General features: G+C 43.4%; 19 protein-coding genes. 14 read left to right on the forward strand and 5 right to left on the reverse strand.

Annotation, left to right across the window (positions count from 1 at the left end; genetic code table 11):
- Positions 1 to 4: 4 nt before the first annotated feature.
- From QUF19_RS01005 to gpmM, 10 genes are all read left to right on the forward strand, one after another.
- Positions 5 to 1,123, forward strand: a complete 1,119-nt coding sequence (locus QUF19_RS01005) for a glycosyltransferase (RefSeq protein ID WP_286295415.1) — start codon at positions 5 to 7, stop codon at positions 1,121 to 1,123.
- The gene (locus tag QUF19_RS01010) at positions 1,113 to 1,643 is read left to right on the forward strand and encodes an acyltransferase (RefSeq protein WP_286295416.1); all 531 of its coding nucleotides are present in this window, start codon (positions 1,113 to 1,115) and stop codon (positions 1,641 to 1,643) included. The genes QUF19_RS01005 and QUF19_RS01010 overlap by 11 nt, the downstream gene beginning before the upstream one ends.
- Positions 1,640 to 3,781 carry a bi-domain-containing oxidoreductase gene (locus QUF19_RS01015; protein ID WP_286295417.1) on the forward strand — a complete coding sequence of 714 codons (2,142 nt, stop codon included), beginning with the start codon at positions 1,640 to 1,642 and terminating at the stop codon, positions 3,779 to 3,781. Before QUF19_RS01010 ends, QUF19_RS01015 begins: the two co-directional genes overlap by 4 nt.
- On the forward strand, positions 3,778 to 5,592 hold the full coding sequence (locus tag QUF19_RS01020) for a heparinase II/III family protein (protein WP_286295418.1): 1,815 nt from the start codon (positions 3,778 to 3,780) through the stop codon (positions 5,590 to 5,592). Before QUF19_RS01015 ends, QUF19_RS01020 begins: the two co-directional genes overlap by 4 nt.
- 65 nt (positions 5,593 to 5,657) lie before the next feature.
- Positions 5,658 to 6,863 (forward strand): glycosyltransferase family 4 protein, encoded by a 1,206-nt coding sequence (locus tag QUF19_RS01025; protein ID WP_286295419.1) that lies wholly within the window; start codon positions 5,658 to 5,660, stop codon positions 6,861 to 6,863.
- On the forward strand, positions 6,847 to 7,458 hold the full coding sequence (locus QUF19_RS01030; protein ID WP_286298797.1) for a sugar transferase: 612 nt from the start codon (positions 6,847 to 6,849) through the stop codon (positions 7,456 to 7,458). The genes QUF19_RS01025 and QUF19_RS01030 overlap by 17 nt, the downstream gene beginning before the upstream one ends.
- Complete coding sequence (locus QUF19_RS01035; RefSeq protein ID WP_286295420.1) at positions 7,455 to 8,081, forward strand: acetyltransferase; 627 nt, start codon at positions 7,455 to 7,457, stop codon at positions 8,079 to 8,081. Before QUF19_RS01030 ends, QUF19_RS01035 begins: the two co-directional genes overlap by 4 nt.
- Positions 8,082 to 8,106: 25 nt before the next feature.
- Positions 8,107 to 9,282, forward strand: a complete 1,176-nt coding sequence (locus tag QUF19_RS01040) for a DegT/DnrJ/EryC1/StrS family aminotransferase (RefSeq protein ID WP_286295421.1) — start codon at positions 8,107 to 8,109, stop codon at positions 9,280 to 9,282.
- Positions 9,283 to 9,590: 308 nt separating this feature from the next.
- Positions 9,591 to 11,534: a polysaccharide biosynthesis protein gene (locus tag QUF19_RS01045; RefSeq protein ID WP_286295422.1), complete on the forward strand. Its 1,944-nt coding sequence runs from the start codon at positions 9,591 to 9,593 to the stop codon at positions 11,532 to 11,534.
- Between the two features lie 561 nt (positions 11,535 to 12,095).
- A complete protein-coding gene (gene gpmM, locus QUF19_RS01050; protein ID WP_102545514.1) occupies positions 12,096 to 13,628 on the forward strand; it encodes a 2,3-bisphosphoglycerate-independent phosphoglycerate mutase in 1,533 nt (510 codons plus the stop codon).
- 365 nt (positions 13,629 to 13,993) lie between these two features.
- On the opposite strand, the gene QUF19_RS01055 is transcribed toward gpmM, so the two are convergent.
- Together QUF19_RS01055 and QUF19_RS01060 are read right to left on the reverse strand one after the other, a co-directional pair.
- The gene (locus tag QUF19_RS01055) at positions 13,994 to 14,170 is read right to left on the reverse strand and encodes a plasmid stabilization protein (RefSeq protein ID WP_286295423.1); all 177 of its coding nucleotides are present in this window, start codon (positions 14,168 to 14,170) and stop codon (positions 13,994 to 13,996) included.
- 1 nt (position 14,171) lies between these two features.
- The gene (locus QUF19_RS01060) at positions 14,172 to 14,423 is read right to left on the reverse strand and encodes a type II toxin-antitoxin system Phd/YefM family antitoxin (RefSeq protein ID WP_286295424.1); all 252 of its coding nucleotides are present in this window, start codon (positions 14,421 to 14,423) and stop codon (positions 14,172 to 14,174) included.
- 53 nt (positions 14,424 to 14,476) lie between these two features.
- Here QUF19_RS01060 and QUF19_RS01065 point away from each other — a divergent pair, with 53 nt between their 5' ends.
- Positions 14,477 to 14,668 (forward strand): hypothetical protein, encoded by a 192-nt coding sequence (locus QUF19_RS01065; RefSeq protein ID WP_286295425.1) that lies wholly within the window; start codon positions 14,477 to 14,479, stop codon positions 14,666 to 14,668.
- 331 nt (positions 14,669 to 14,999) lie between these two features.
- Positions 15,000 to 15,482, forward strand: coding sequence for a hypothetical protein (locus tag QUF19_RS01070; protein ID WP_286295426.1), 483 nt, complete (start codon positions 15,000 to 15,002; stop codon positions 15,480 to 15,482).
- A gap of 93 nt (positions 15,483 to 15,575) precedes the next feature.
- Here QUF19_RS01070 and QUF19_RS01075 read toward each other — a convergent pair whose 3' ends face one another.
- Entirely contained in the window at positions 15,576 to 16,055 is a 480-nt protein-coding gene (locus QUF19_RS01075) for a methylated-DNA--[protein]-cysteine S-methyltransferase (protein WP_286295427.1), read from the reverse strand.
- Between the two features lie 166 nt (positions 16,056 to 16,221).
- Positions 16,222 to 17,565, reverse strand: a complete 1,344-nt coding sequence (locus QUF19_RS01080) for an MATE family efflux transporter (protein ID WP_286295428.1) — start codon at positions 17,563 to 17,565, stop codon at positions 16,222 to 16,224.
- A gap of 218 nt (positions 17,566 to 17,783) precedes the next feature.
- On the opposite strand from QUF19_RS01080, the gene QUF19_RS01085 reads away from it, so the two are divergent.
- Entirely contained in the window at positions 17,784 to 18,074 is a 291-nt protein-coding gene (locus QUF19_RS01085) for a co-chaperone GroES (RefSeq protein ID WP_010433998.1), read from the forward strand.
- Between the two features lie 206 nt (positions 18,075 to 18,280).
- Positions 18,281 to 19,927, forward strand: a complete 1,647-nt coding sequence (gene groL / locus QUF19_RS01090) for a chaperonin GroEL (protein ID WP_065113252.1) — start codon at positions 18,281 to 18,283, stop codon at positions 19,925 to 19,927.
- Between the two features lie 123 nt (positions 19,928 to 20,050).
- Here groL and QUF19_RS01095 read toward each other — a convergent pair whose 3' ends face one another.
- Positions 20,051 to 22,459, reverse strand: coding sequence for a hybrid sensor histidine kinase/response regulator (locus tag QUF19_RS01095; protein WP_286295429.1), 2,409 nt, complete (start codon positions 22,457 to 22,459; stop codon positions 20,051 to 20,053).
- Between the last annotated feature and the right edge of the window lie 41 nt (positions 22,460 to 22,500).

Raw genomic sequence — 22,500 nt, forward strand, 5'->3', positions numbered from 1 at the left:
TTTAATGAATAAAAAATACTTGATAAACTTATACCCAGTTTCTCTTGGTGGAGGGTTACAAAATGCTTCTTCATTTATCACTATGTTGGCAAGTGATAATAAAAGACGAAAAGATTCGGTTGTTGTTGTTAGAAAAAATACGACTTTGGAAAGACTTTGCATCGAAAGTGATATTGACGTTTTATCTGTAAGTGATTCTTTTTTAGGGCGAATTTTCATTGAATTTTTATATATTAAATATTTATGTGTGAAGTTTGAGATAGAAAGGGTATTTACTTTGTTTGGAAATACACCATTAAACAGACCAAGTTGTAAGTGTATATCTGGATTTGCATACTCCAATATAATTGAGAAGAATGTTGATTTTTGGTTTTTCCTTAGTCGACGGAGTAAGTTATTAGCGCGTATAAAAGATTGGATTAGACTTAAGTCATCTTTACGTAGTGATGTTATTATCCTCGAAACTTATCATTTACACAAAATTGCAAAACAAAACCGAACATTTAATAATGTTGAGTTAAAGGTAGTTCAAATGTCGCCTAGCTCAATGTTAAATAGTTTAAGTGCTTTGAATCGGAATGATGTGTTAAGTGATTTAAAGATCGAGTACAACATACTCTATTTATCAGGCGCTCATCCAAATAAAAACATTCATCGTCTAGCTCCGATCATACTCGAGTTAAACTATAAATTGAATATAAAATTGATAGTCACTTTACCAAAGTCTGATTACACTAATACCGTAACTTCTGCTTTTTATTCTATGGGGATTATAGATAAACTGAAAAACATAGGCCCAATCACTCCAGATCAGGTTGGATCCTGTCTTGAAAAATCAGATTTTATAATAAACGTAGCAAACTTGGAAAGCTTTAGCAATAATTGGGTAGAAGCTTGGGCGAGTGGTAGGGTTCTTATATGTAATGACAAATCCTATGCATATTCATCTTGTGAAAATGCGGCTATATATATTGATTTAGATGACCCCAAAAAAGCTGCAGAATTAATCATTTCAGCTTTTTCTAAAAAAAATGAACTTCAAAATGCAGGTAATGAGCTATTAAAGCGTTTACCTTCTGCAAAAAAACGATACGAAGATTTTTGGCATGTTATTGAAAAGTAAAGTAGTCCGTAATGAGTTGGTTATTTTTGTAGAGAGTCTATCGTGGCTAGTCTTTCTATTACCAAGATTTAGAGTCCTTAACTATTTGAAGTCCATGTATTTGAGAATATTTTTCTCCGCAACAGTAGGTAAGAGGGTAGTTTACTATCCTGGAATATGGGTATTTAGTGGCAGGAATTTAGTCATAGGCAATGATGTCGATTTCGCAAAAGGTGTTTTAGTTACAACAGACGGTGGGTTAGTTATTAAGGATAGAGTTCTTATTGGTTATGGAACAAATATATTGACATCTAATCATAAGATTCCAAATGGTAAAGATAAGATCTTTGGCGCAGGTCATATAAAAAAAAGAGTCATTATAGAGAATGATGTGTGGATTGGTTCAAACTGCGTAATACTGCCAGGAGTTACTATAGGAGAAGGTAGTGTAGTTGCTGCTGGAAGTGTAGTAACAAAAGATATACCAAGTTTTTGTATTTGTGCAGGAGTTCCTGCGAAAAAGATAAAGGATAGAGGATGAAGCAAATATTACAAGATATGGCTAAAGGTGGGTCAAACCTTGTTGATGCACCGGCTCCCAAAGCGACGCGCGGTAACATTTTAATTGATACATCAATCTCGCTGATTTCCGCAGGTACTGAGCGCATGCTGGTAGATTTTGGTAAAGCTAGCCTATTAGATAAAGCACGAAAGCAACCGGATAAAGTTAAAATGGTACTTGAAAAAGTACAAACGGATGGGCTGATGACAACGGTTGAAGCGGTTCAGTCTAAGTTGGCTCAACCATTACCGCTTGGTTATTGTAATGTAGGTGTAGTTAATCAAGTAGGCGCTGGTGTTACGGGTTTTAAAGAAGGCGACCGTGTTGCCTCTAACGGTCCTCATGCTGATGTGGTTCGTGTACCTAAAAACTTGTGCGCACTTGTTCCAGATAACGTTTCAGATGAAGAAGCGTCTTTTACTGTTGTTGCTAGTATTGGTTTACAAGGTATTCGTTTAGCGGAACCTACTTTGGGCGAAGCGTTTGTTGTTACTGGCGTTGGCCTTATTGGTCTGTTAACCGTGCAACTTCTACGTGCGCAAGGCTGCCGTGTTCTGGCTATCGACTTTGATGAGGCAAAGCTTGAGCTTGCGAAGCAGTTTGGCGCTGAAGTTTGTAACCCTGGTAAAGGTGAAGACCCAGTTGCTGCTGGTATGGCGTTTAGCCGTGGGAATGGTGTGGACGGTGTCATTATAACGGCATCGACAAAGTCAAACGACCCAGTTACCCAAGCCGCGCGTATGTCGCGCAAACGTGGTCGAATTATTTTAGTGGGTGTAACGGGCCTTGAATTAAACCGTGCTGACTTCTATGAAAAAGAACTGAACTTCCAAGTTTCTTGTTCTTATGGTCCTGGTCGTTATGACCCAGATTATGAAGACAATGGCAATGATTACCCACTAGCTTTTGTTCGCTGGACTGAGCAACGTAACTTTGAAGCTATTTTGGATATGATGTCATCTGGCCAGGTTGATGTAAAACCGCTTATTACACATCGATTCAAGTTTGAAGATGCTCCTAAAGCTTATGATTTGTTAACCTCTGATAAATCAGCATTAGGTATTTTGCTGCAATACCAAAGTGAAATTAACGCAAGGCATCAGTCGACGGTTGAGCTTGATACAACAGCGACATTTGAAGCGAATAAGCCCGTTGTCGGGTTTGTTGGCGCTGGTAACTATGCATCTCGCATGCTTATCCCTGCCTTTAAAGAAGGTGGTGCACAGTTACATACCATTGCGACATCTGGCGGTATTAACGGCGTAACGCACGGTGAAAAAACGGGCTTTGCTAAAACCACTACTGACACCGCCGCGATGATTAATGATTCTGAGATCAATACCATTGCCATTGTTACCCGTCATAATAGCCATGCTAAGTTTGTATGTGATGCATTAAATGCGGGTAAGAATGTTTTTGTTGAAAAGCCATTAGCGATCACTCTTGAAGAGCTTGCTCAAGTTGAAGCAACGTATTACTCAGTTGCAAATCAAACGGCAGCACCAAAGTTAATGGTGGGCTTTAACCGCCGTTTCTCTCCTCAAGTTCAAAAAATGAAAGAATTGCTGTCATCAGTTAAAGAACCAAAGAGTTTTATGATGACTATGAACGCTGGTGCGATTCCTGCAGATCACTGGACGCAAGATAATGATGTCGGTGGTGGACGTATTATTGGTGAAGCTTGTCATTTTATCGATCTAATGCGCTTCCTTGCAGGCTCAGAAATTACGTCAGTACAGTGTCGCCGAATGGGTGATGTTGATAGTGTTGATATCACGGAAGATAAGGCTGCTATTATTCTTGGTTTTGCTGATGGTTCTTTCGGCACTATTCAGTATTTAGCAAATGGTGCGGCTAGTTTCCCGAAAGAGCGTATAGAAGTTTTCGCTGCAGGCCGTGTTTTACAGTTAGATAACTTCCGTAAACTCAAAGGTTTTGGCTGGCCTGGATTCAAGACAATGAATCTTTGGAAGCAAGATAAAGGTCAAACACCGTGTTCTGCAGCTTTCCTTGAATCGATTGAGAAGGGCACAGAAGCGCCGATTACAGCACGCGAGTTGTTTGAAGTGGCCAAAGTAACCATTGAAATTGCTGAGCAGTTACGAAATCAACGATGAGCCTTAAACTAAAAGCGCAAACTGCAAAAGATCTGGGATTTTTGAACTTAGCGCGAGTCGCTATCTATCAAATCGGTGTCCGAAGTGGATTGAATCCTGTTAAGCGTCTTTCTCAAGCCCCTGCTCCGGGGCTTTTGTTTCGCCCCATGGCGTCTTTAAGCCATAGTAACTGTGTCGAACAATACAAACTGTCTCCATTTGGTTGGTTGCCAAATTTGTCTGTGAGTGAACTGAGGTGGGATCAGAGTGTATTAACTGAGCATCACTTCTCCGAGATGAATAAGCCTTGGTTTAGCTTGGCTGACTTTGATTCAAATGTTGGTGATATCAAAGGTATTTGGGAGGCATCAAGATTTGATTGGGCTCTGGGTTTAGCGAGAGACTATCTTGCAGGTAGAGATGCTGCTTTAGAAGAACTTAACGCTACCGCTAGAAGTTGGATGGATCAGAATACGCCTTATTTGGGTCCAAACTGGAAGTGCGGACAAGAAGCCTCAATACGGGTCATGCACTTAGCATTTACCGCTAAACTGCTTAATCAAGTTCAGAAGCCTGAACCAGCACTTTTGGCATTGATAAAAGCACATCTACAACGAATCGCGCCAACGATCTCTTATGCTGTAGCGCAAGACAATAATCATGGTACATCAGAGGCAGCAGCTTTGTTTATTGGTGGGAGTTGGTTGGTTGTTAATGGGGATAAAAGTGGCGCTTGTTGGCAAAAGCAGGGGCGTAAGTGGCTAGAGAACAGGGCGAAACATCTTGTCGCTAAAGATGGGACATTCAGTCAATACTCCGTGAACTACCATAGAGTCATGCTAGACACCTATTCGATGGTAGAACTTTGGCGCCGCGAATTAGAACTTGAACCATTTACTCAAGAATTGATCGAGAAAATGGGTCTCGCCACTCAATGGCTTTACCAGTTAACTGAACCATCAACTGGCGATGCCCCTAACCTTGGCCACAATGATGGTGCTCGCTTATTGCAGCTCTCGAGTAGCGATTATCGAGATTTTCGACCATCTGTTCAGTTAGCCGCTGCCATCTTCCTTCAAGCAACAGCATGGCAAAATCAAGGTGAGTATGATGAGGCGCTTTCTTTATTGCAGATTAAAAAACCAGAGAAAGTCCTATCTAAGCCTACATCGTTTCATTTTCAACACGGCGGCTATATTGGGTTGAGAAATCAGGCTGGTGCATTTGCCTTATTCAACTACCCTAAGTTTCGATTTAGGCCTGCACAAAACGACGCGCTTCACGTTGACCTTTGGTTAGATGGCATCAATCTATTACGCGACGGTGGCACGTTCAGCTACAACGCGGGGCAAGACTACATTGATTACTATGGCGGAACACAAAGTCACAACACGATTCAATTTGACGGCAACGAGCAAATGCCAAGGCTTAGTCGCTTTTTGTTAGGGGCTTGGTTGAAAGCAAAGGATGTTAGCTTTGATGAGCATAAGTTAACTGGGCAAGCCGGTTACCGAGACTATTTGGGGTGTGAGCATCAGCGGCATATCTCTCTTACGGAAACCTCTCTTACGGTAAAAGACCAAGTGCAAGGCATTGAAAGTAAAGCAACCCTTCGATGGCGACTAAGCCCTGATAATTGGGTGGTGCAAGGTCGCAAGGTGACGAATGGCAATCACGAGATCAAAATCGATAGCGACGTAAAGATTGATCGTTTAGAAATTGTAGAAGGCAGAGAGTCCCGTTATTACTACCAAGAAACTTCTATCCCCGTTCTTGAGGTAGAGATTTCGTCAGATGGCAACATTACAACAGAGTACCAATTTCACTCATGAATATTCTTTATTTTCATCAACACTTCTCGACACCAAAAGGTTCGACTGGAATACGCTCCTATGAAATGGCTAAGCGCCTGATCCATCACGGGCATAATGTTACTATGGTTTGTGGTACTTACGGTGGCGGCGAAACTGGCCTTGATTCTGTGTTTACCACGGGCAAACGCGAAGGCATTGTTGATGGTATTCGCATCATAGAATTTGATTTGGCTTATTCAAACTCAGATAGCTTTTTAAAGCGCAGTATGACGTTTGTTAAGTTTGCCTTGAAAAGTATTGGCCTTGCCTTTACTGAAAAATATGATGTACTTTTTGCAACCACAACGCCTCTTACTGCTGGAATTCCGGGTATATTTGCTCGTTGGTTGCGTGGCAAGCCATTTGTTTTTGAAGTGCGAGATCTATGGCCAGAATTACCCAAAGAGATGGGGGTAATCAAAAATCCTATCATTCTGGGACTGATGTCTTTCTTAGAGTGGGCATCCTACCGTAGCGCGCATCGTTGTATTGGTTTGTCTCCAGGTATTGTTGAAGGCATTAAAAAGCGTGGCGTAGATGAAAGCAAAGTAACGATGGTGCCTAATGGCTGTGATTTATCTATCTTTAGCCAACCAGGCGAGCTTTGGCGTCCTGAGGGAGTTAAAGATAACGATCTGATGGCGATTTTTACAGGTACTCATGGCATGGCAAATGGTCTTAACGCTGTTTTAGATACGGCTGTTGAGCTCCGAAAGCGGGGCCGAGAAGACATTAAGCTAGTTTTAGTTGGGCAAGGTAAATTAAAGCCTGAACTAGAGAAACGAGCGGCAAAGTTAACATTAGATAATGTCGTGTTTCACCCGCCGGTAAATAAAGAAAAACTGTCTGGTTTAATGGCAAGTGCAGACGTAGGTATGCAGCTATTAGCGAATATTCCAGCCTTTTATTACGGGACATCGCCCAACAAGTTTTTTGACTACATATCTGCAGGGTTACCAGTTATAAATAATTACCCAGGTTGGTTAGCGGGAATGATTGAGCAAACACAATGTGGATTTTCTGTTCAGCCGGAAGACCCGAAAGCGTTTGCTGACGCGTTAGAAAATGCGGCAGACCAAAGAGAAGCTTTAGCTAAAATGGGAACGAATGCCCGTCAGCTTGCTGAAAGCCAGTTTGACCGTTCTCTATTGGCGGATAAATGGGTTGAGTGGGTGACTAATGTTAATGCAACAGATGCTAATGAATCAAAACTGACTTCTTCAGAGGTAAATGATGAAAAGACTGTTTGATTTTCTGGCGTCTCTTATTGCACTTATCTTGTTAGCTCCTGTTATTGCTTTCGTCGCTTGGAAGATTCGTAAAAACCTTGGCTCTCCCGTTTTATTTCGGCAAACACGCCCTGGATTGAATGGAAAGCCATTTGAAATGGTGAAGTTTCGCAGCATGAAAGATGCGGTTGATGCTAATGGCAATCCGCTACCAGACGACGAGCGTATGACACCGTTTGGTGACAAATTGCGTTCAAGCAGTCTAGATGAGTTACCGGGCCTTTGGAACGTTTTGAAGGGTGATATGAGTTTAGTCGGCCCTCGTCCTTTATTGGTGCAATATCTTCCCCTTTATAACAAAGAGCAAGCTCGCCGCCATGATGTTCGCCCTGGGGTAACGGGATGGGCTCAAATTAACGGGCGTAATGCAATCAGTTGGGAAGATAAGTTCGAATTAGACGTTTGGTATGTTGATAACCGATCCCTTTGGCTGGATATTAAAATTCTTTTCCTAACGGTAAAAAAAGTCTTTGTAAAAGAGGGCATATCAGCAGAAGGGCACGTTACTATCGAACCTTTTATGGGCTCATCGCATAAAGGTAATAACCAATCATGAAAAGCTGCGCCATTTTAGGTGCCAGTGGGCACGGAAAAGTAATCGCCGAGATAGCCGAACTGAATGGTTATCACAATATTGTCTTTTTTGATGATCGTTGGCCAAGCTTAAAATCCGTTGAGCATTGGTCTGTGTCTGGTGATACAAGTACGCTTCTTTCTAACGTGAAAGAGTATGACCTGACCGTGGTCGCGATTGGTCACAATGCGACTCGCAGCGCCAAACAACATGAGTTGAGCCAAGCGGGAGCGACCTTTGATGTGCTTGTTCATCCTAGTGCGTTGATAAGTAAATATGCCATCATCAACGTTGGGACTGTGGTTATGGCGAATGCGGTCGTGAATCCTTTTAGTCATGTTGGTATAAGCTGCATTATTAATACGGGTTCTACCATCGATCATGATTGTAAGCTCGCTGATGGCGTCCACATTAGCCCAGGTGTTAACTTGGCGGGGGGCGTTGAAGTTGGCAAAAATACTTGGATTGGAATCGGTAGCCAAGTTAAACAACTTGTTGCTATTGGGTGTGATACCGTTGTTGGTGCAGGTTCAACGGTTATCAATAATGTTCCAAATTTTAAAACCGTCGTGGGCTCTCCAGCTCATGAGCTTATCAAATTATAAAAATCAAAACTGATTAGGTGACATCGTGCTTAATACATCATTTTCCCCATGGCCTTCGTTTACTCAAGAAGAAGCGGACGCCGTAAGTAAGGTTGTACTTTCAAATAAAGTAAACTATTGGACGGGTCAAGAAGGTCGTGAATTCGAAAAAGAGTTCGCGGCTTGGGTTGGCTGTGAATACGCAGTGGCTCTAGGTAACGGGACGCTAGCGTTAGATGTTGCATTGAAAGCATTTGGGGTTGGTGCGGGGGATGAAGTGATCACTACATCTCGTACTTTCTTAGCATCGGCTTCGTCAATTGTAACGGCTGGTGCGACACCTGTTTTTGCCGATGTTGATCTGAACAGCCAAAACATTACTGCAGAATCTATTGAGGCGGTATTAACGCCAAAAACCAAAGTTGTGATTGTTGTCCACCTTGCCGGCATGCCAGCCGAAATGGATGCAATTATGGCGCTTTCTGAACAGCATGGCTTCAAGGTAATTGAAGATTGTGCTCAGGCACACGGCGCAAAATACAAAGGCCGCAGTGTCGGTACGATTGGTCATATTGGTGCGTGGTCTTTTTGCCAAGACAAGATCATGACCACAGGCGGTGAAGGCGGCATGGTAACGACAAACGATAAAGATCTATGGTCGTTTATGTGGTCTTATAAAGATCATGGTAAAAGCTATGATGCTATTTACAACCGCGAACACCCACCGGGCTTCCGTTGGCTTCATGAAAGCTTTGGTACCAACTGGCGCATGACAGAAATGCAAGCGGTTATTGGTCGTATCCAAATTAAACGCATGGCTGAATGGACGCAAAATCGTCAAGCGAATGCTGCTGCGATTGAAGCTGCTATTGCTGGTCTCCCTATTGTTCGAAGTGTGGATATTCCAGAATACATTGAACATGCCGAATATAAGCATTATATGTTTATCCGCCCTGAGCATCTACAACCAGGTTGGACTCGTGATAAAATTGTTGATGTTATTGTTGAACAGGATGTCCCTGCCTATCAAGGCAGTTGTTCAGAGGTTTACCTTGAAAAAGCATTTGATGGTACAAGTTTTAGACCTGAAATGCCGTTAAAGAACGCGGTTGAGCTAGGGGAAACCAGCTTAATGTTTTTAGTGCACCCGACTTTAACTCAAGAAGAAGTGAATAAGATGGCTAAGGTTATTCGTGCTGTTTTACTAGAAGCACAAGCTTAATTATCCTCACCAGTAAAAAGAGCTTTTTCTTTCAGCATCTTTGGTCTCAATATTATTGGCTTATTTGTTTGAGTTTCCAATATATGAGATGTCAGTTAGTTTAAGCTCCTTTCTAAATCGGTCACTAATACCCCAATAACTTAAAGTCGTCGAACTGTTGGGTTTTTATATCAATAACAAATTAAAGCGCGAATTAAATATTCGGGTTATCTTTTGCAAGTTCTCTTTGCGAATTTAAATAATGTTCAACACATCCCACTCATGCAGTCTTTGTGGTTTATTAAATACTCATAAATAAGAATAACTTTATGCAACGTCTAAACTTCATATGGCACCTCTCTCGTTTTAAAAAGCGGGTTATCAGTGTTTCTATTGATGCTTTACTCATTATATTTGCTCTGCACATTGCGTTGTGGACAAGGCTAGGTGATTTCCAATTTTTGAATGATGGCGATAATTTATTACTGACAGGCTTAACAGTAATAATGACGGTGCTTATATTTACTAAAATTGGGCTTTATCGCGCAGTACTTAGATATCTCACCTTTCAAGCGCTGTTTGTGGTAACGGCAGGCGCAATATTATCGTCAATATCTCTGGCTCTGTTTGCCTATTATCTGCAAGAACCTGTCCCTCGGACGGTGCCTATTATTTACGGTGCTTATTTAGCCTTGTTGTGCGGCGGCTCTCGTTTGGTGGTTCGCAATCTTGTCGCGACTACGTCACCTTTGAAAGACTCACGTGAAGAAGTACTGATTTACGGTGCGGGTTCTGGCGGCCGACAATTGGCTGTTGCACTAAGAGCATCTGAAAACTATCGAGTACGTGCGTTTATTGATGAAGACAAAACGCTCACCAATACGATGATTTTAGGTATGCCTGTTATTGTATTAGGCAAAGCTGAACGTTTGATTGAAAAACACGACGTTTCTAAAATCTTGCTAGCGATTCCTAGCGCCTCTCGCGCTCGCCGTAAGCAAGTGTTGGACTTGTTAGCGCCACTGCCTGTTGAGATTCAAACCGTTCCTGAAATGGCCGATATTGTGTCAGGTAAAGCAAAAATTGATGAGCTTACCGATGTACCTATCGAAGATTTGTTAGGTCGCGATGCGGTGGCGCCTCAGCAAGTCTTAATGGAAGCCAACATCAAAGGCAAAGTGGTGATGGTGACCGGTGCTGGCGGCTCTATCGGCTCTGAGCTTTGTCGTCAAATCTTAAAGCAACAACCTAAAACTCTGGTCTTATTTGAAGTCTCTGAGTTTGGCTTATATCAAATTGATCGCGAGCTTTCCCTAGTGAAAGAAACCAAAGGTTATGATGTTGAGATAGTGCCACTATTAGGCTCTGTTCAACGTGCGCATCGCTTGTTAACCTCAATGCAGTCTTTTGGTGTTCAAACGGTTTATCACGCTGCAGCTTATAAACATGTCCCTCTTGTTGAATACAATGTAGTCGAAGGCGTGCGCAACAATGTTTACGGGACTTACTATACCGCTAAAGCAGCGATTGAAGCGGGTGTCGAATCTTTTGTACTTATCTCGACAGACAAAGCGGTACGTCCTACTAATGTTATGGGCACAACCAAGCGTATGGCAGAGTTAGGCCTGCAGGCTTTAGCGCAACAAGAGAATCAAAAAGAGCACGGCACGCGTTTTTGTATGGTTCGTTTTGGTAATGTGCTTGGTTCTTCTGGTTCTGTGATTCCTCTGTTTAAAAGGCAGATTAAAGCCGGTGGTCCACTCACTGTGACTCACCGCGATATTACTCGTTTCTTTATGACCATCCCTGAAGCGGCGCAATTGGTTATTCAGGCGGGGGCTATGGGTAAAGGCGGTGATGTGTTTGTTCTTGATATGGGGGAATCGGTCAAAATCACAGACCTTGCAGCAAACTTGATCAACCTTTCAGGACTTTCTGTTAAAAATGAAGAGAACCCTCATGGTGATATTGAGATCCAATTCTCGGGCCTGCGCCCTGGTGAGAAGCTCTATGAAGAGTTGTTGATTGGCGATAACGTGGCCCCAACAGCCCATGAGCGAATCATGACCGCACAAGAAGTGTTCTTACCGATTGACGAATATGACACACTGTTGGAATCTTTGGATTTTGCTTGTCATAACTTAGAGCATGATACGATTCGTCAACTTCTGCTTGATGCGCCAACTGGCTTTAAGCCGACAGACGGGATTGGTGATTTGGTTTGGAATGCTGCTCAGGCACAAGATATGCTTTTTCTAGAACCTAGAACCTAGAACCTAGAACCTAGAACCTAGAACCTAGAGGTGATATTGGGTTATGTGAATTATGACTTTTAGTTAGCAAATATTTCACACAATCTTTTCGGAAGCGTCATGATTATTGTCCATAATTACTATTAGCTTTAGTAGCGATATGAGGCAGTAATCATGATAATAGATATTTCATCTAGTCAAGAAATTGAAGAAAGTTTGGATCAAATATTGTGGGATGATTTTAGCTTTCAATATGTTACCAACAAAACCACAGTGATAGAGCAACCAGTGGTGCATGATCTAAAGTCACAGGACGATGATGAAGATCATGACACTGAAATTAATCTTCTAAACTGAAGAGCCGTGAGGTTATTGTTGTTCCAGCTTTCCTATGTAGATGTAGGGATATAAACTTTCATATCCCTACTTTACTCCCTCCTAAAATGACATTTTTTTTCACATCCGATCCGCCTACCTGCGACGTTTCTTGATCTTCCGCTACAGTTTTGACTGTAAACTGTAGTAAAATTACGCTAATTTGTTTTTATACCGATTTATTTTGAATTGAACGAGGTCAGTCCTATGTCAGCTAAGAAGCCAATGGCTCTAGTGATCCTTGACGGTTACGGTTACCGTGAAGACAACCAAGACAATGCTATCGCGAACGCTAATACACCTGTATTAGACGGTCTTATTGCTAACCAACCTAACACGCTAATCTCGGCTTCTGGCTTAGATGTAGGCCTACCTGATGGCCAAATGGGTAACTCTGAAGTGGGTCACACCAACATCGGCGCGGGTCGCGTGGTATACCAAGATCTAACGCGTATTACTAAATCAATCGCAGACGGTGAGTTCGGTCAAACTGAAGCGCTAGTGAATGCTGTTGATAAAGCGGTTAAAGCAGACAAAGCGGTTCACATCATGGGCCTTATGTCTCCAGGTGGCGTTCACTCTCATGAAGATCATATCTACGCAGCTGTTGAAATGGCAGCAGAGCGTGGCGCAGAGAAAATCTACCTACACGCATTCCTAGACGGTCGTGATACACCGCCACGTAGCGCAGAAAACACACTGGCACGTTTTCAAGAGCTATTTGCGAAACTGGGTAAAGGCCGTGTGGCTTCGCTTATTGGTCGTTACTACGCAATGGACCGTGATAACAACTGGGATCGCGTTCAAGAATCTTACGACCTGCTTACTCAAGCTAAAGGTGAGTTCACATTCGACACTGCGGTTGCTGGCCTAGAAGCGGCTTATGCTCGTGACGAAAACGATGAGTTCGTTAAAGCGACTGAAATCAAAGCGGAAGGTGAAGAATCTGCAGCTATCGTTGATGGCGATGCGGTTATCTTCATGAACTACCGTGCTGACCGTGCTCGTGAGATCACTCGTGCGTTCGTGCCTAACTTCGACGGTTTTGAGCGTAATGTATTCCCAGCGATCGATTTCGTGATGCTGACTCAATACGCAGCAGACATCCCACTTCTATGTGCATTCCCACCGGCTTCTCTAGAGAACACATACGGTGAGTGGCTATCGAAAGAAGGCAAAACGCAGCTACGTATCTCTGAAACAGAGAAATACGCGCACGTGACGTTCTTCTTCAACGGCGGTAAAGAAGACGAGTTTGAAGGCGAAGAGCGTCAGCTTGTTGCTTCTCCAAAAGTAGCAACTTACGATCTACAGCCAGAAATGAGCGCTCCAGAGCTCACTGAAAAGCTAGTTGCAGCAATCAAAGGCGGCAAATACGACGCTATCGTGTGTAACTTCCCTAACTGTGACATGGTTGGCCACACTGGCGTTTACGATGCAGCAGTTAAAGCCGTAGAGTCGTTAGACGAATGTCTTGGCAAAGTGGTTGAAGCAATCAAAGAAGCCGATGGCCAACTGCTTATCACTGCTGACCACGGTAACGCAGAAATGATGGTAAACCCAGAAACGGGCGGCATCCACACGGCGCACACGAACCTACCAGTTCCACTTATCTACGTGGGCAGCAAAGACGTTGAGTTCAAAGAAGGCGGTAAGCTGTCTGACTTAGCACCAACGATGCTTTCTCTGTCTGGTATCGCAATCCCGGCTGAGATGTCAGGTGATGTGATCGTTAAGTAATGGTTTGGCTCAGCGGTTCACGTTGAGCTTTAATGATTTTGAAAGCCCACACTTCAAAGTGCGGGCTTTTTTATAGATTCGAGATACGAGTAAACGGGATACGAAGAGCTTAAGGGCAGATGCGAGAAAACGAGATGCGAAGAACTTTAAAGGCAGATGAGATATACGGGTAATAGAGATTCGCAGAGCTAAACGTTATTTGTAGAGTATGCAGTGTTGAATGAGCAGTTGTTCTAAGTTTTGTTTTTGCAATGCGATCACATCTACAATTACTCTCGTTTCTTTCGGATGAGCTGACGGTAACGTTCGGTAGATAATACGAAAACTATCGAGGTGAAATTCGCGAAAGTTTTTCACTCCAAGCTCTAGTAAAGAAGGGGCAATGTTTGCAGCATGAGGGTTATCAGAACTAAGGCTTCAAATCGGTCGAGAAGAGCTTCTATGCGTTCAATGACAGCCACTTCACTAGAATAATCACTTAAGTAATTAATTAAAGCATCAAGTAATTGCTCAAAGGTGTCTGTGTACTCGATGGTTGTCATATTATTGAACCGATTGTTTACGCTTTGCCAATTTATCTCGAACCTGAGAGCTGGAGTTTACTCGGCCATATTTTTCATCATCAATAGAAAACGACAATAGTTTCATTAGCGCTATAGCTTCATCTCTACGCTTTCGATCTTCATAGGATTCAATCGTATAAGCGGGCTTACCATTTTGAGTAATGGTCATAGGCTCAGATAAATCGAGGTTAGCTGCGTGCTTTTTTAAGTAACTTATCGTTTCAGTGGACATTATCATCATCATCTCTTAATCTGGAAGTTTAAATGTAGACTATATTTAGTCTGATGACAACGAAGCTTCCTGATAGCGAAACGTTATATTGTTGGTCTAGCGAGATAGAGTCGCTAGACGAATGTCTGGGTAAAGACGTTGAGTTCAAAGAAGGCGGTAAGCTGTCTGATTTAGCACCAACGATGCTTTCTCTAACTGGCACAGCTATCCCGGCTGAAATGTCAGGTGACGTGCTCGTTAAATAGTTAAATAGTTAAATGGCTAAATAACTAAGTCATGACTGTTTCAGATAAATAGTTTTTTAACTTTTATCGAATACTAGGACGGCTGCACGCGAGTGTGGCCGTTTTTTTGATCATTCCCCCATTGTTTATCAAATGAACAAAACCTTGCACATCTATTTTGTTAGTGCTAATTTGCTAAAAATTGAACGATCGTTCAAGTTTTATTTAAGTTGTGGCTTGGTACGGTTTAACACGATCTAGCATGATTGGTTTGATGAGATAAACACGATAAATCTCGGGGTGTTTTTCTATTCAAGTGGTTCTATTTCTCTATCTAATGGAAGTTAAAAATATGAATAAAAAGACGCTTATCATGGCATTTGTTGTCGGCTTGATGGCGAGTATCGCTTTTATCTTGATTCAGCCTTTGTTTGGTATGTCGACCCTGACATCTCGACACGCCGCTGCGTACGTGACGTTAGGTGGCTACGATCCAACGAGTGCACTGGTGTTGTCGTGGGTTGTGCATGTTGGCGTTTCATTGTGCTATGCCTTTCTTTCGAATCTTATTTTTATCTTCAATTCATCGCTTTCCGTCAACCTTATCCAAATCGCCGTATTGGGTTGGATAACCACGCTGATTGCAACGCCAGCCAATGAATGGGTAGTGAAACTGGTGACGACAAAACAATTTCCGTCTATCAGTTCGTTATCTGCACTGAACACCGATGTCGGACCAAAATTATGGCTGCATATTTTGTTTTTTGTTCTTATCGTTGGTGGGTTATGGGTGGCGAAAAAACAACGTTCCGCTATCGCTGTCGCGAAGGTTTAAAGGACTGTTGCTAAGATTTAAAGGGCTGTCGCGAATATTTAAAGCGCGCTTAAATAGCTATCTTGGTTTATTCGGCTACCTGTTTGTTTGGCATTACTCTTTGTTCAGCATTTTTAACTCAAAGTCCAACAACCATTCTTTGCGGTTCATGCCGCCGGTGTAGCCCGTTAATGTACCGTTCGCCCCAATCACTCGATGGCAGGGGACAACAATGCTAAACGGGTTTTTACCGTTCGCACCACCGACCGCTCTTACGGCTTTCGGGTTATCCATTCTTTTTGCTTGTTCACCGTAGCTGATGGTTTCGCCATAAGGGATACTGGTCAAGGCGACCCAGGCTTTGCGTTGGAAATCGGTACCTTTGGGTTCTAAAAGTAAGTCAAAGCTGGTGCGTTGGCCTGCAAAGTATTCGTCCAGTTGGCGAGCGGTTTCAATGCATAACGGGTCGGGGTTTTCTGTCAGCTCTGGTTCGGTATTGAGATGGTCAATTTCAATGATTGCATCGCCATTGCTTATGATGACCATTTTGCCGATTGGCGCGTTGTAGAGCATTTTGTATGTGGTGTCTTCCATGTCATATTCCTTCTTCTAGTCTCTAGTCTCTAGTCTCTAGTCTCTAGTCTCTAGTCTCTAGTCTCTAGTCTCTAGTCTCTAGTCTCTAGTCTCTAGTCTCTAGTCTCTAGTCTTCTAGTCTTCTAGTTTTTTATCTGCTGTTACTTTAAAGCCTTTCGTATTTCGGTTACTCGCATTCCGCATTGGCTTGAGCTCTAACACGAAGCGCAAAGCAATACCCGGATATACCACCCAAAACATTGCCGAGTGCTAAACCAATAAACAGCCCTTCTACGCCGTCGATTTGGCTGCCTATCCACGCAAAGGGTAATGTAAAAACAAACAGGCGCATGAAGCTCCATTGGAAGGCTTTAAGTGGTTGATGCATCGCGTTCATGCCGCTGATCAACATCATCACAATCCCTTGGAACCCATAGCTAAAGGGCACGACTAGCAGGTAATGCCATAATATGCCTCGCACCGACTCTTCTTGAGAGAACAGGGCGGCCAAAGGAATGCTCAGTGGCACCATCATTAAGAAGACCAACCCTTGGAATAATAGGGCAAAGCGCATGCTTAGAAACAGGGCCTTAAAACTGCGCTGAGGGTTGTTTGCGCCAAAGTTCTGCGCCATGAACGGCGTAAGAGCCGAAGTAAGAGACATCAACACAATAATAAGAATGGACTCGATACGTTGTGCTGCGCCATACGCTGCCACCGCTTCAGTCCCTTGCTTGGCCAACATCATCATGATGATAGCGCCAGCAAGTGGGTTCAGAGCGTTAGACAGAGCCGCTGGGGTGCCTATTTTTAAGATCTGTCGCCAGTCACTGATGATGTTTGTCAGCTTAGGCGGCGCAAGCAGTTTTTCTCGCACCATCAACACGTAGAGTGAGCCACACAAAGCACCAAACCAACTGAAACCACTGGCAATCGCAGCGCCTTGAATCCCCAGTTCAGGAAAAGGCCCATACCCGAAGATGAGTAGCGGATCTAAAACGCCATTGATAAGGCCAGCCAGTAGCATGATCTTGGCGGGCGTTTTTGTATCACCGGTCGCTCGAATCGCGCTGTTGCCTGCCATGGGGATGACCAACAATGGGATCGCGAGATACCACACCGACATGTATTCCGATATCAGCGGCAGTAACTCTTGCTTTGCCCCTAACAGGGTAAACATAGGTTCTAAGGCGATAATACCTAATGTAGACGCGCAGCCGACCAGAAGCAGAGCCAGCAATAAACCATGACAGGTAAAGCGTGCTGCATTTTGTGCGCTGCCTTGGCCAAGCAATCGACCGATACACGTCGATAAGCCAATGCCAATCCCCATGGTGATGCAGTTGATGGCAAAGGTGACTGGAAAGGTAAAACTCACCGCGGCTAAGGCTTGCGTGCCCAGCAATGAGATGAAGAAAGTATCGACGAGGTTAAACATCAAGATCGCCACCATACCGAATATGGTCGGTATGGTCATGGTACGCAATGTACTCTCAATAGGGGCGGTTAATAGCCCGTGCTTATCTTGCATGTAAAACGCCGATTGAAACCAAAACCGTAGGATAAACAGATGCGAGATACGAGTAAACGAAAAGCAGGGAAAGATGAGGGGTGAGAATCTGCACTTTAGCTCACAATTTTTTCGTTCCCCCCTTGGGATTCATCACATTGTCCCCAACATATTGTTTGACCCACGCTAATCGTGGCAACTATCAAAATTTAAATGGAAATTATCAGGAGATAAGACCGATGAATATCCGTCCTCTACATGACCGAGTTATCGTTGAGCGCCAAGAAGTTGAATCTAAATCTGCTGGTGGCATCGTTCTAACTGGTTCTGCCGCAGAAAAATCGACTCGCGGTATCATTCTAGCTGTTGGCAAAGGCCGCATTCTAGAAAACGGTTCAGTGCAACCGTTGGACGTAAAAGTTGGCGATACCGTTATCTTTGCTGAAGGTTACGGCACGAAAACTGAAAAAATCGACGGCAAAGAAGTTCTGATCATGTCTGAAAACGACATCATGGCGATCGTCGAGTAATCTATTTTTCATTTAACTCTCAGTAAAAGTTATCAGAGCCAGTATTGGATGATTCATATCGTCATTCCAGAAATGAGGAACGAATTATCTGGAATCTAAACAGAGTGCGATTTGAGTAGATTCTGAATCACGTTCGTCCCTCACTGTTCAGAATGACGCGATAACGCTGAGACGCCCCGAAACAAAGAATTTGAAAGGAAATTAAGATGGCTGCTAAAGACGTTAAATTTGGTAATGACGCACGTATTAAAATGCTAGAAGGTGTAAACGTTCTGGCTGACGCAGTAAAAGTAACACTCGGTCCTAAAGGCCGTAACGTTGTTCTAGACAAATCATTTGGCGCACCGACTATCACTAAAGATGGTGTTTCAGTTGCACGTGAAATCGAACTTGAAGACAAGTTCCAAAACATGGGCGCACAAATGGTTAAAGAAGTAGCTTCGCAAGCGAATGACGCGGCGGGTGACGGAACAACGACAGCAACAGTATTGGCTCAGTCTATTATCGCTGAAGGCCTAAAAGCGGTTGCTGCTGGCATGAACCCAATGGATCTTAAGCGCGGCATCGACAAAGCGGTTATCGCGGCTGTTGAAGAGTTGAAGAACCTTTCTGTTCCTTGTTCAGACACGAAAGCTATCGCGCAAGTAGGTACTATCTCTGCGAACTCTGATTCGACAGTAGGTAACATCATTGCTGAAGCGATGGAAAAAGTAGGTCGTGATGGCGTAATCACGGTTGAAGAAGGTCAGGCTCTGCAAGACGAGCTAGACGTTGTTGAAGGTATGCAGTTCGACCGCGGTTACCTGTCTCCTTACTTCATCAACAACCAAGAAGCAGGTTCTGTTGATCTAGAAAGCCCATTCATTCTTCTTATCGACAAGAAAGTTTCGAACATCCGTGAACTTCTTCCGACTTTAGAAGCAGTTGCTAAGGCATCTCGTCCACTTCTTATCATCGCTGAAGATGTAGAAGGCGAAGCGCTAGCGACTCTTGTTGTGAACAACATGCGTGGCATCGTGAAAGTAGCGGCTGTTAAAGCACCTGGTTTCGGTGACCGTCGCAAATCTATGCTTCAAGATATCGCAATCCTAACTGGTGGCACGGTTATCTCTGAAGAGATCGGTCTAGACCTTGAAAAAGTAACGCTAGAAGACCTAGGTCAAGCTAAGCGCATTACGATTACTAAAGAAAACTCAACCATAATTGATGGTGCGGGTGATGAAGTGATGATCAAAGGTCGCGTTTCTCAAATTCGTCAACAAATCGAAGATGCAACGTCTGACTACGACAAAGAAAAACTTCAAGAGCGTGTAGCTAAGCTAGCTGGCGGTGTTGCAGTAATCAAAGTTGGTGCAGCGACTGAAGTTGAGATGAAAGAGAAGAAAGACCGCGTAGAAGATGCACTTCACGCAACTCGCGCTGCTGTTGAAGAAGGTGTGGTTGCTGGTGGTGGTGTTGCACTTATCCGCGCTGCATCTAAAGTTGCTGGCCTTGAAGGCGACAACGAAGAGCAAAACGTAGGTATCCGCGTTGCACTACGTGCAATGGAAGCGCCTATTCGTCAAATCACTAAGAACGCAGGTGATGAAGAGTCTGTTGTTGCTAACAACGTTCGTGCTGGCGAAGGTAACTACGGTTACAACGCTGCTACGGGTGAATACGGCGACATGATTGCAATGGGTATCCTAGATCCAACTAAGGTAACTCGTTCTGCACTTCAGTTCGCAGCATCAGTTGCTGGTCTTATGATCACAACAGAAGCGATGATCACTGACAAGCCTCAAGATTCTGGCCCTGCAATGCCTGATATGGGTGGCATGGGCGGTATGGGTGGCATGGGCGGCATGATGTAATCATCCTCTTTCTCTATAGCAGAGAAAGCCATACATAAGCTTTGAAAACGGAGACCTCGGTCTCCGTTTTTTTTGCTCTTCGCATCTCGCCACTCGAATCCCGCATCTGCTCTTAATCATTGCTCACCCAGCCTCGTGTGTGAACTGTTGTGCGTCAATTTTTTGCAGCATCATGTCACGCTTAAATGGCTTTGGAAGATAATCGTCCATGCCACATTCAAAGCAACGTTTAATATCATCATCGAGCACTGAAGCCGTTAGAGCAAGAATATGCGTTGCCTGAAGCTGCAGGCTTTCTTCATAGCGCCTGATTTGCGCCGTTGCCTCAAAGCCATCGACATTCGGCATCATGCAATCCATCAAAACAAGGCCGATTTCTTGATGATGCTCTCGATATAAATCAATCGCTTGTTGTCCATCATTAGCAACCCAATACTCAATCCCTAGCTTATCTAAATTGATACATACCACCTTCTGGTTCACGCGGTTATCTTCAACCACTAATACTTTTTGACGTCGAATCCCTGCAACAGGCTCTGACTTAGGGGGCTGGACCCTTTTAAGTAATGAGTTCATCATGCTATTTAAGCGGGAACCGAGCATAGGAAGAGTTACGTAGCCTGAGACAAAATCGCACTCCTTCACCGGCTCACTAAGGTTATTTTTCACCATGATGATTTTCACCTCTGGTGCTTGGTGGTGTAGTGCTTTAGCTTGATTAATATCTTCTGTAAAAGCGATATCTGGGATGCTACCTAACGACAAATTTGCTTCAATTGATTTTAGTTTTGGTGAGTAACCAAAGCGGAACAAATCATCGAGTAAAAGCTTCGATGGTGCATTTGAATAATAGACAACGGTCTGTTTACGCTTTTTAGTTTCAGTATGCTCTGATTGCATCACCGTTAATTGGAAACGGAAGCAACTGCCTACGCCTTTCTCTGACTCAACATCTATCGAGCCTCCCATTATCTCGACCATACGTGACGAAATACTAAGTCCTAACCCCGTGCCTACAATATTAGAGGTGGTATTGGTGTCTTCTTGGCAAAACTCTTTGAAAATGTGTTCGTGTTGACCTTCAGCAATACCAATACCAGTATCTCGAACGGAAAACTCAATCACACACTCTTGTTCTAACGATGAAAGCCGTTGAGCTGCGAATACGATAGAGCCTTGTTCTGTAAATTTGATCGCATTTGAAGCAAAGTTCATCAACACTTGGCGAACCTTATTCTCATCGACATGAATGTACTCTGGAAGCTCGTCATCAATCTCAACTTCCAGCTTAATCTGTTTTTGATAAGCTTTAGAGGAGATCAAAGTTGCGCTATCAAATAGCAGTTCTCTTAGGTCTGTCGTATGTGGATTAATTTCCAGTTTACCTGATTCTATTTTGGACAGGTCGAGAACATCGTTGATCAACATAAGTAAGGCTTGAGAAGAGGTGTTGATCGTTCCAAGGCAGTCTTTCTGTTCTGGCGATAGCTTGGTCTCTGCCAGAATTTCTGACATACCAATAACACCATTAAGCGGTGTTCGTATCTCATGAGACATATTGGCAAGAAAGGCACTTTTTGCACGGTTAGCCTGTCGCTCTTTCTCTTGCGACACAATTAACTGAGTTTCGAGGTGACTGGCACGCCACACAACATAGAAGAGCACCAGTAAAGTTACCCCTCCTAATGCGGCTGTCGATATATAGCGGTACCATTTTACCTGGTTGAGGTTCTCTGCGATTCGCTTGGGTGTTTCGGTGAAAAGTAAGTTGAGTTCATCTTCAACATGATAAATGCTGCTCGTGAGTTCTCCTTTCAAACCGCTGTCAGAACTATACCCTACACTCTTTAATCCCCGCTGCAATCGCCAAAAATGGCGTTTAAAATTATTAAACGAAGCCAGTGCAGTAATCGTTCGGGTATTCTCTTCGACTTCATATTGGATTTTGAACAGTGAATCGACAATCTGATCTAATGTTTTCTGCTCAAAACCAGTAAAGTACTGATACATGAGCTCTTGAGTATTTATAGACAGTTCTTCAAGCTGCTTATTATTTGCTTCATATATGAAGCGCTCAAGTGTCAACGTTGCATTTTTAAGTTTCTCAATGAGTCCAATTTGGCTCCCTTGACCATGTATGCTCACTAACTCAAGGGCCAATAAAGAAAAGGCTGTGTGGTACTCGTCGAGATACTCGATAACTTTGGCGTAATTAAAGGAAATATTCAGATCGCTTCGTACGATTTTCCCATCGATCTCAGCCAGTTTTTCGATTAGCTGACTTTGCTTGCTATCGAGAAGTTCTTGAGTTTCTGGTTGCCTTGCAGAAATAAACTGTTGTTCCTGACGCCTAACTGAGAGCATAACGCCGTAGGCTTGTGAAAGACTAAGCTGAAGATCAATCATGTCCTGCTCTTTGTTCTTCAGGACATGACTAGCATAGAGATAAAGGCCTAGAAACAGCACGATAGCTAAAGAGCCACGCGAAATAATCGCTTTAATGGTCTGTTTATTCGCAGGTGCCTTAATCATGCTATTCCCGTTGTTTCATATGTTTATGTCCCTGTAATTAA

The sequence above is a fragment of the Vibrio sp. FE10 genome (assembly GCF_030297155.1).
In the GTDB taxonomy this organism is placed as follows: Bacteria; Pseudomonadota; Gammaproteobacteria; order Enterobacterales; family Vibrionaceae; genus Vibrio; species Vibrio apostichopi.

What these genes read in the sequence shown, in the direction of transcription:
- QUF19_RS01085 (WP_010433998.1), top strand. Translation starts at nt 17,784, where the DNA reads ATGAATATCCGTCCTCTACATGACCGAGTTATCGTTGAGCGCCAAGAA.
- QUF19_RS01065 (WP_286295425.1), top strand. Translation starts at nt 14,477, where the DNA reads ATGACAACGAAGCTTCCTGATAGCGAAACGTTATATTGTTGGTCTAGC.
- QUF19_RS01020 (WP_286295418.1), top strand. Translation starts at nt 3,778, where the DNA reads ATGAGCCTTAAACTAAAAGCGCAAACTGCAAAAGATCTGGGATTTTTG.
- QUF19_RS01030 (WP_286298797.1), top strand. Translation starts at nt 6,847, where the DNA reads ATGAAAAGACTGTTTGATTTTCTGGCGTCTCTTATTGCACTTATCTTG.
- QUF19_RS01035 (WP_286295420.1), top strand. Translation starts at nt 7,455, where the DNA reads ATGAAAAGCTGCGCCATTTTAGGTGCCAGTGGGCACGGAAAAGTAATC.
- QUF19_RS01015 (WP_286295417.1), top strand. Translation starts at nt 1,640, where the DNA reads ATGAAGCAAATATTACAAGATATGGCTAAAGGTGGGTCAAACCTTGTT.
- QUF19_RS01005 (WP_286295415.1), top strand. Translation starts at nt 5, where the DNA reads ATGAATAAAAAATACTTGATAAACTTATACCCAGTTTCTCTTGGTGGA.
- QUF19_RS01025 (WP_286295419.1), top strand. Translation starts at nt 5,658, where the DNA reads ATGGCTAAGCGCCTGATCCATCACGGGCATAATGTTACTATGGTTTGT.
- QUF19_RS01045 (WP_286295422.1), top strand. Translation starts at nt 9,591, where the DNA reads ATGCAACGTCTAAACTTCATATGGCACCTCTCTCGTTTTAAAAAGCGG.
- gpmM (WP_102545514.1), top strand. Translation starts at nt 12,096, where the DNA reads ATGTCAGCTAAGAAGCCAATGGCTCTAGTGATCCTTGACGGTTACGGT.
- QUF19_RS01055 (WP_286295423.1), bottom strand. Translation starts at nt 14,170, where the DNA reads ATGACAACCATCGAGTACACAGACACCTTTGAGCAATTACTTGATGCT.
- groL (WP_065113252.1), top strand. Translation starts at nt 18,281, where the DNA reads ATGGCTGCTAAAGACGTTAAATTTGGTAATGACGCACGTATTAAAATG.
- QUF19_RS01070 (WP_286295426.1), top strand. Translation starts at nt 15,000, where the DNA reads ATGAATAAAAAGACGCTTATCATGGCATTTGTTGTCGGCTTGATGGCG.
- QUF19_RS01060 (WP_286295424.1), bottom strand. Translation starts at nt 14,423, where the DNA reads ATGTCCACTGAAACGATAAGTTACTTAAAAAAGCACGCAGCTAACCTC.
- QUF19_RS01075 (WP_286295427.1), bottom strand. Translation starts at nt 16,055, where the DNA reads ATGGAAGACACCACATACAAAATGCTCTACAACGCGCCAATCGGCAAA.
- QUF19_RS01080 (WP_286295428.1), bottom strand. Translation starts at nt 17,565, where the DNA reads ATGCAAGATAAGCACGGGCTATTAACCGCCCCTATTGAGAGTACATTG.
- QUF19_RS01095 (WP_286295429.1), bottom strand. Translation starts at nt 22,459, where the DNA reads ATGATTAAGGCACCTGCGAATAAACAGACCATTAAAGCGATTATTTCG.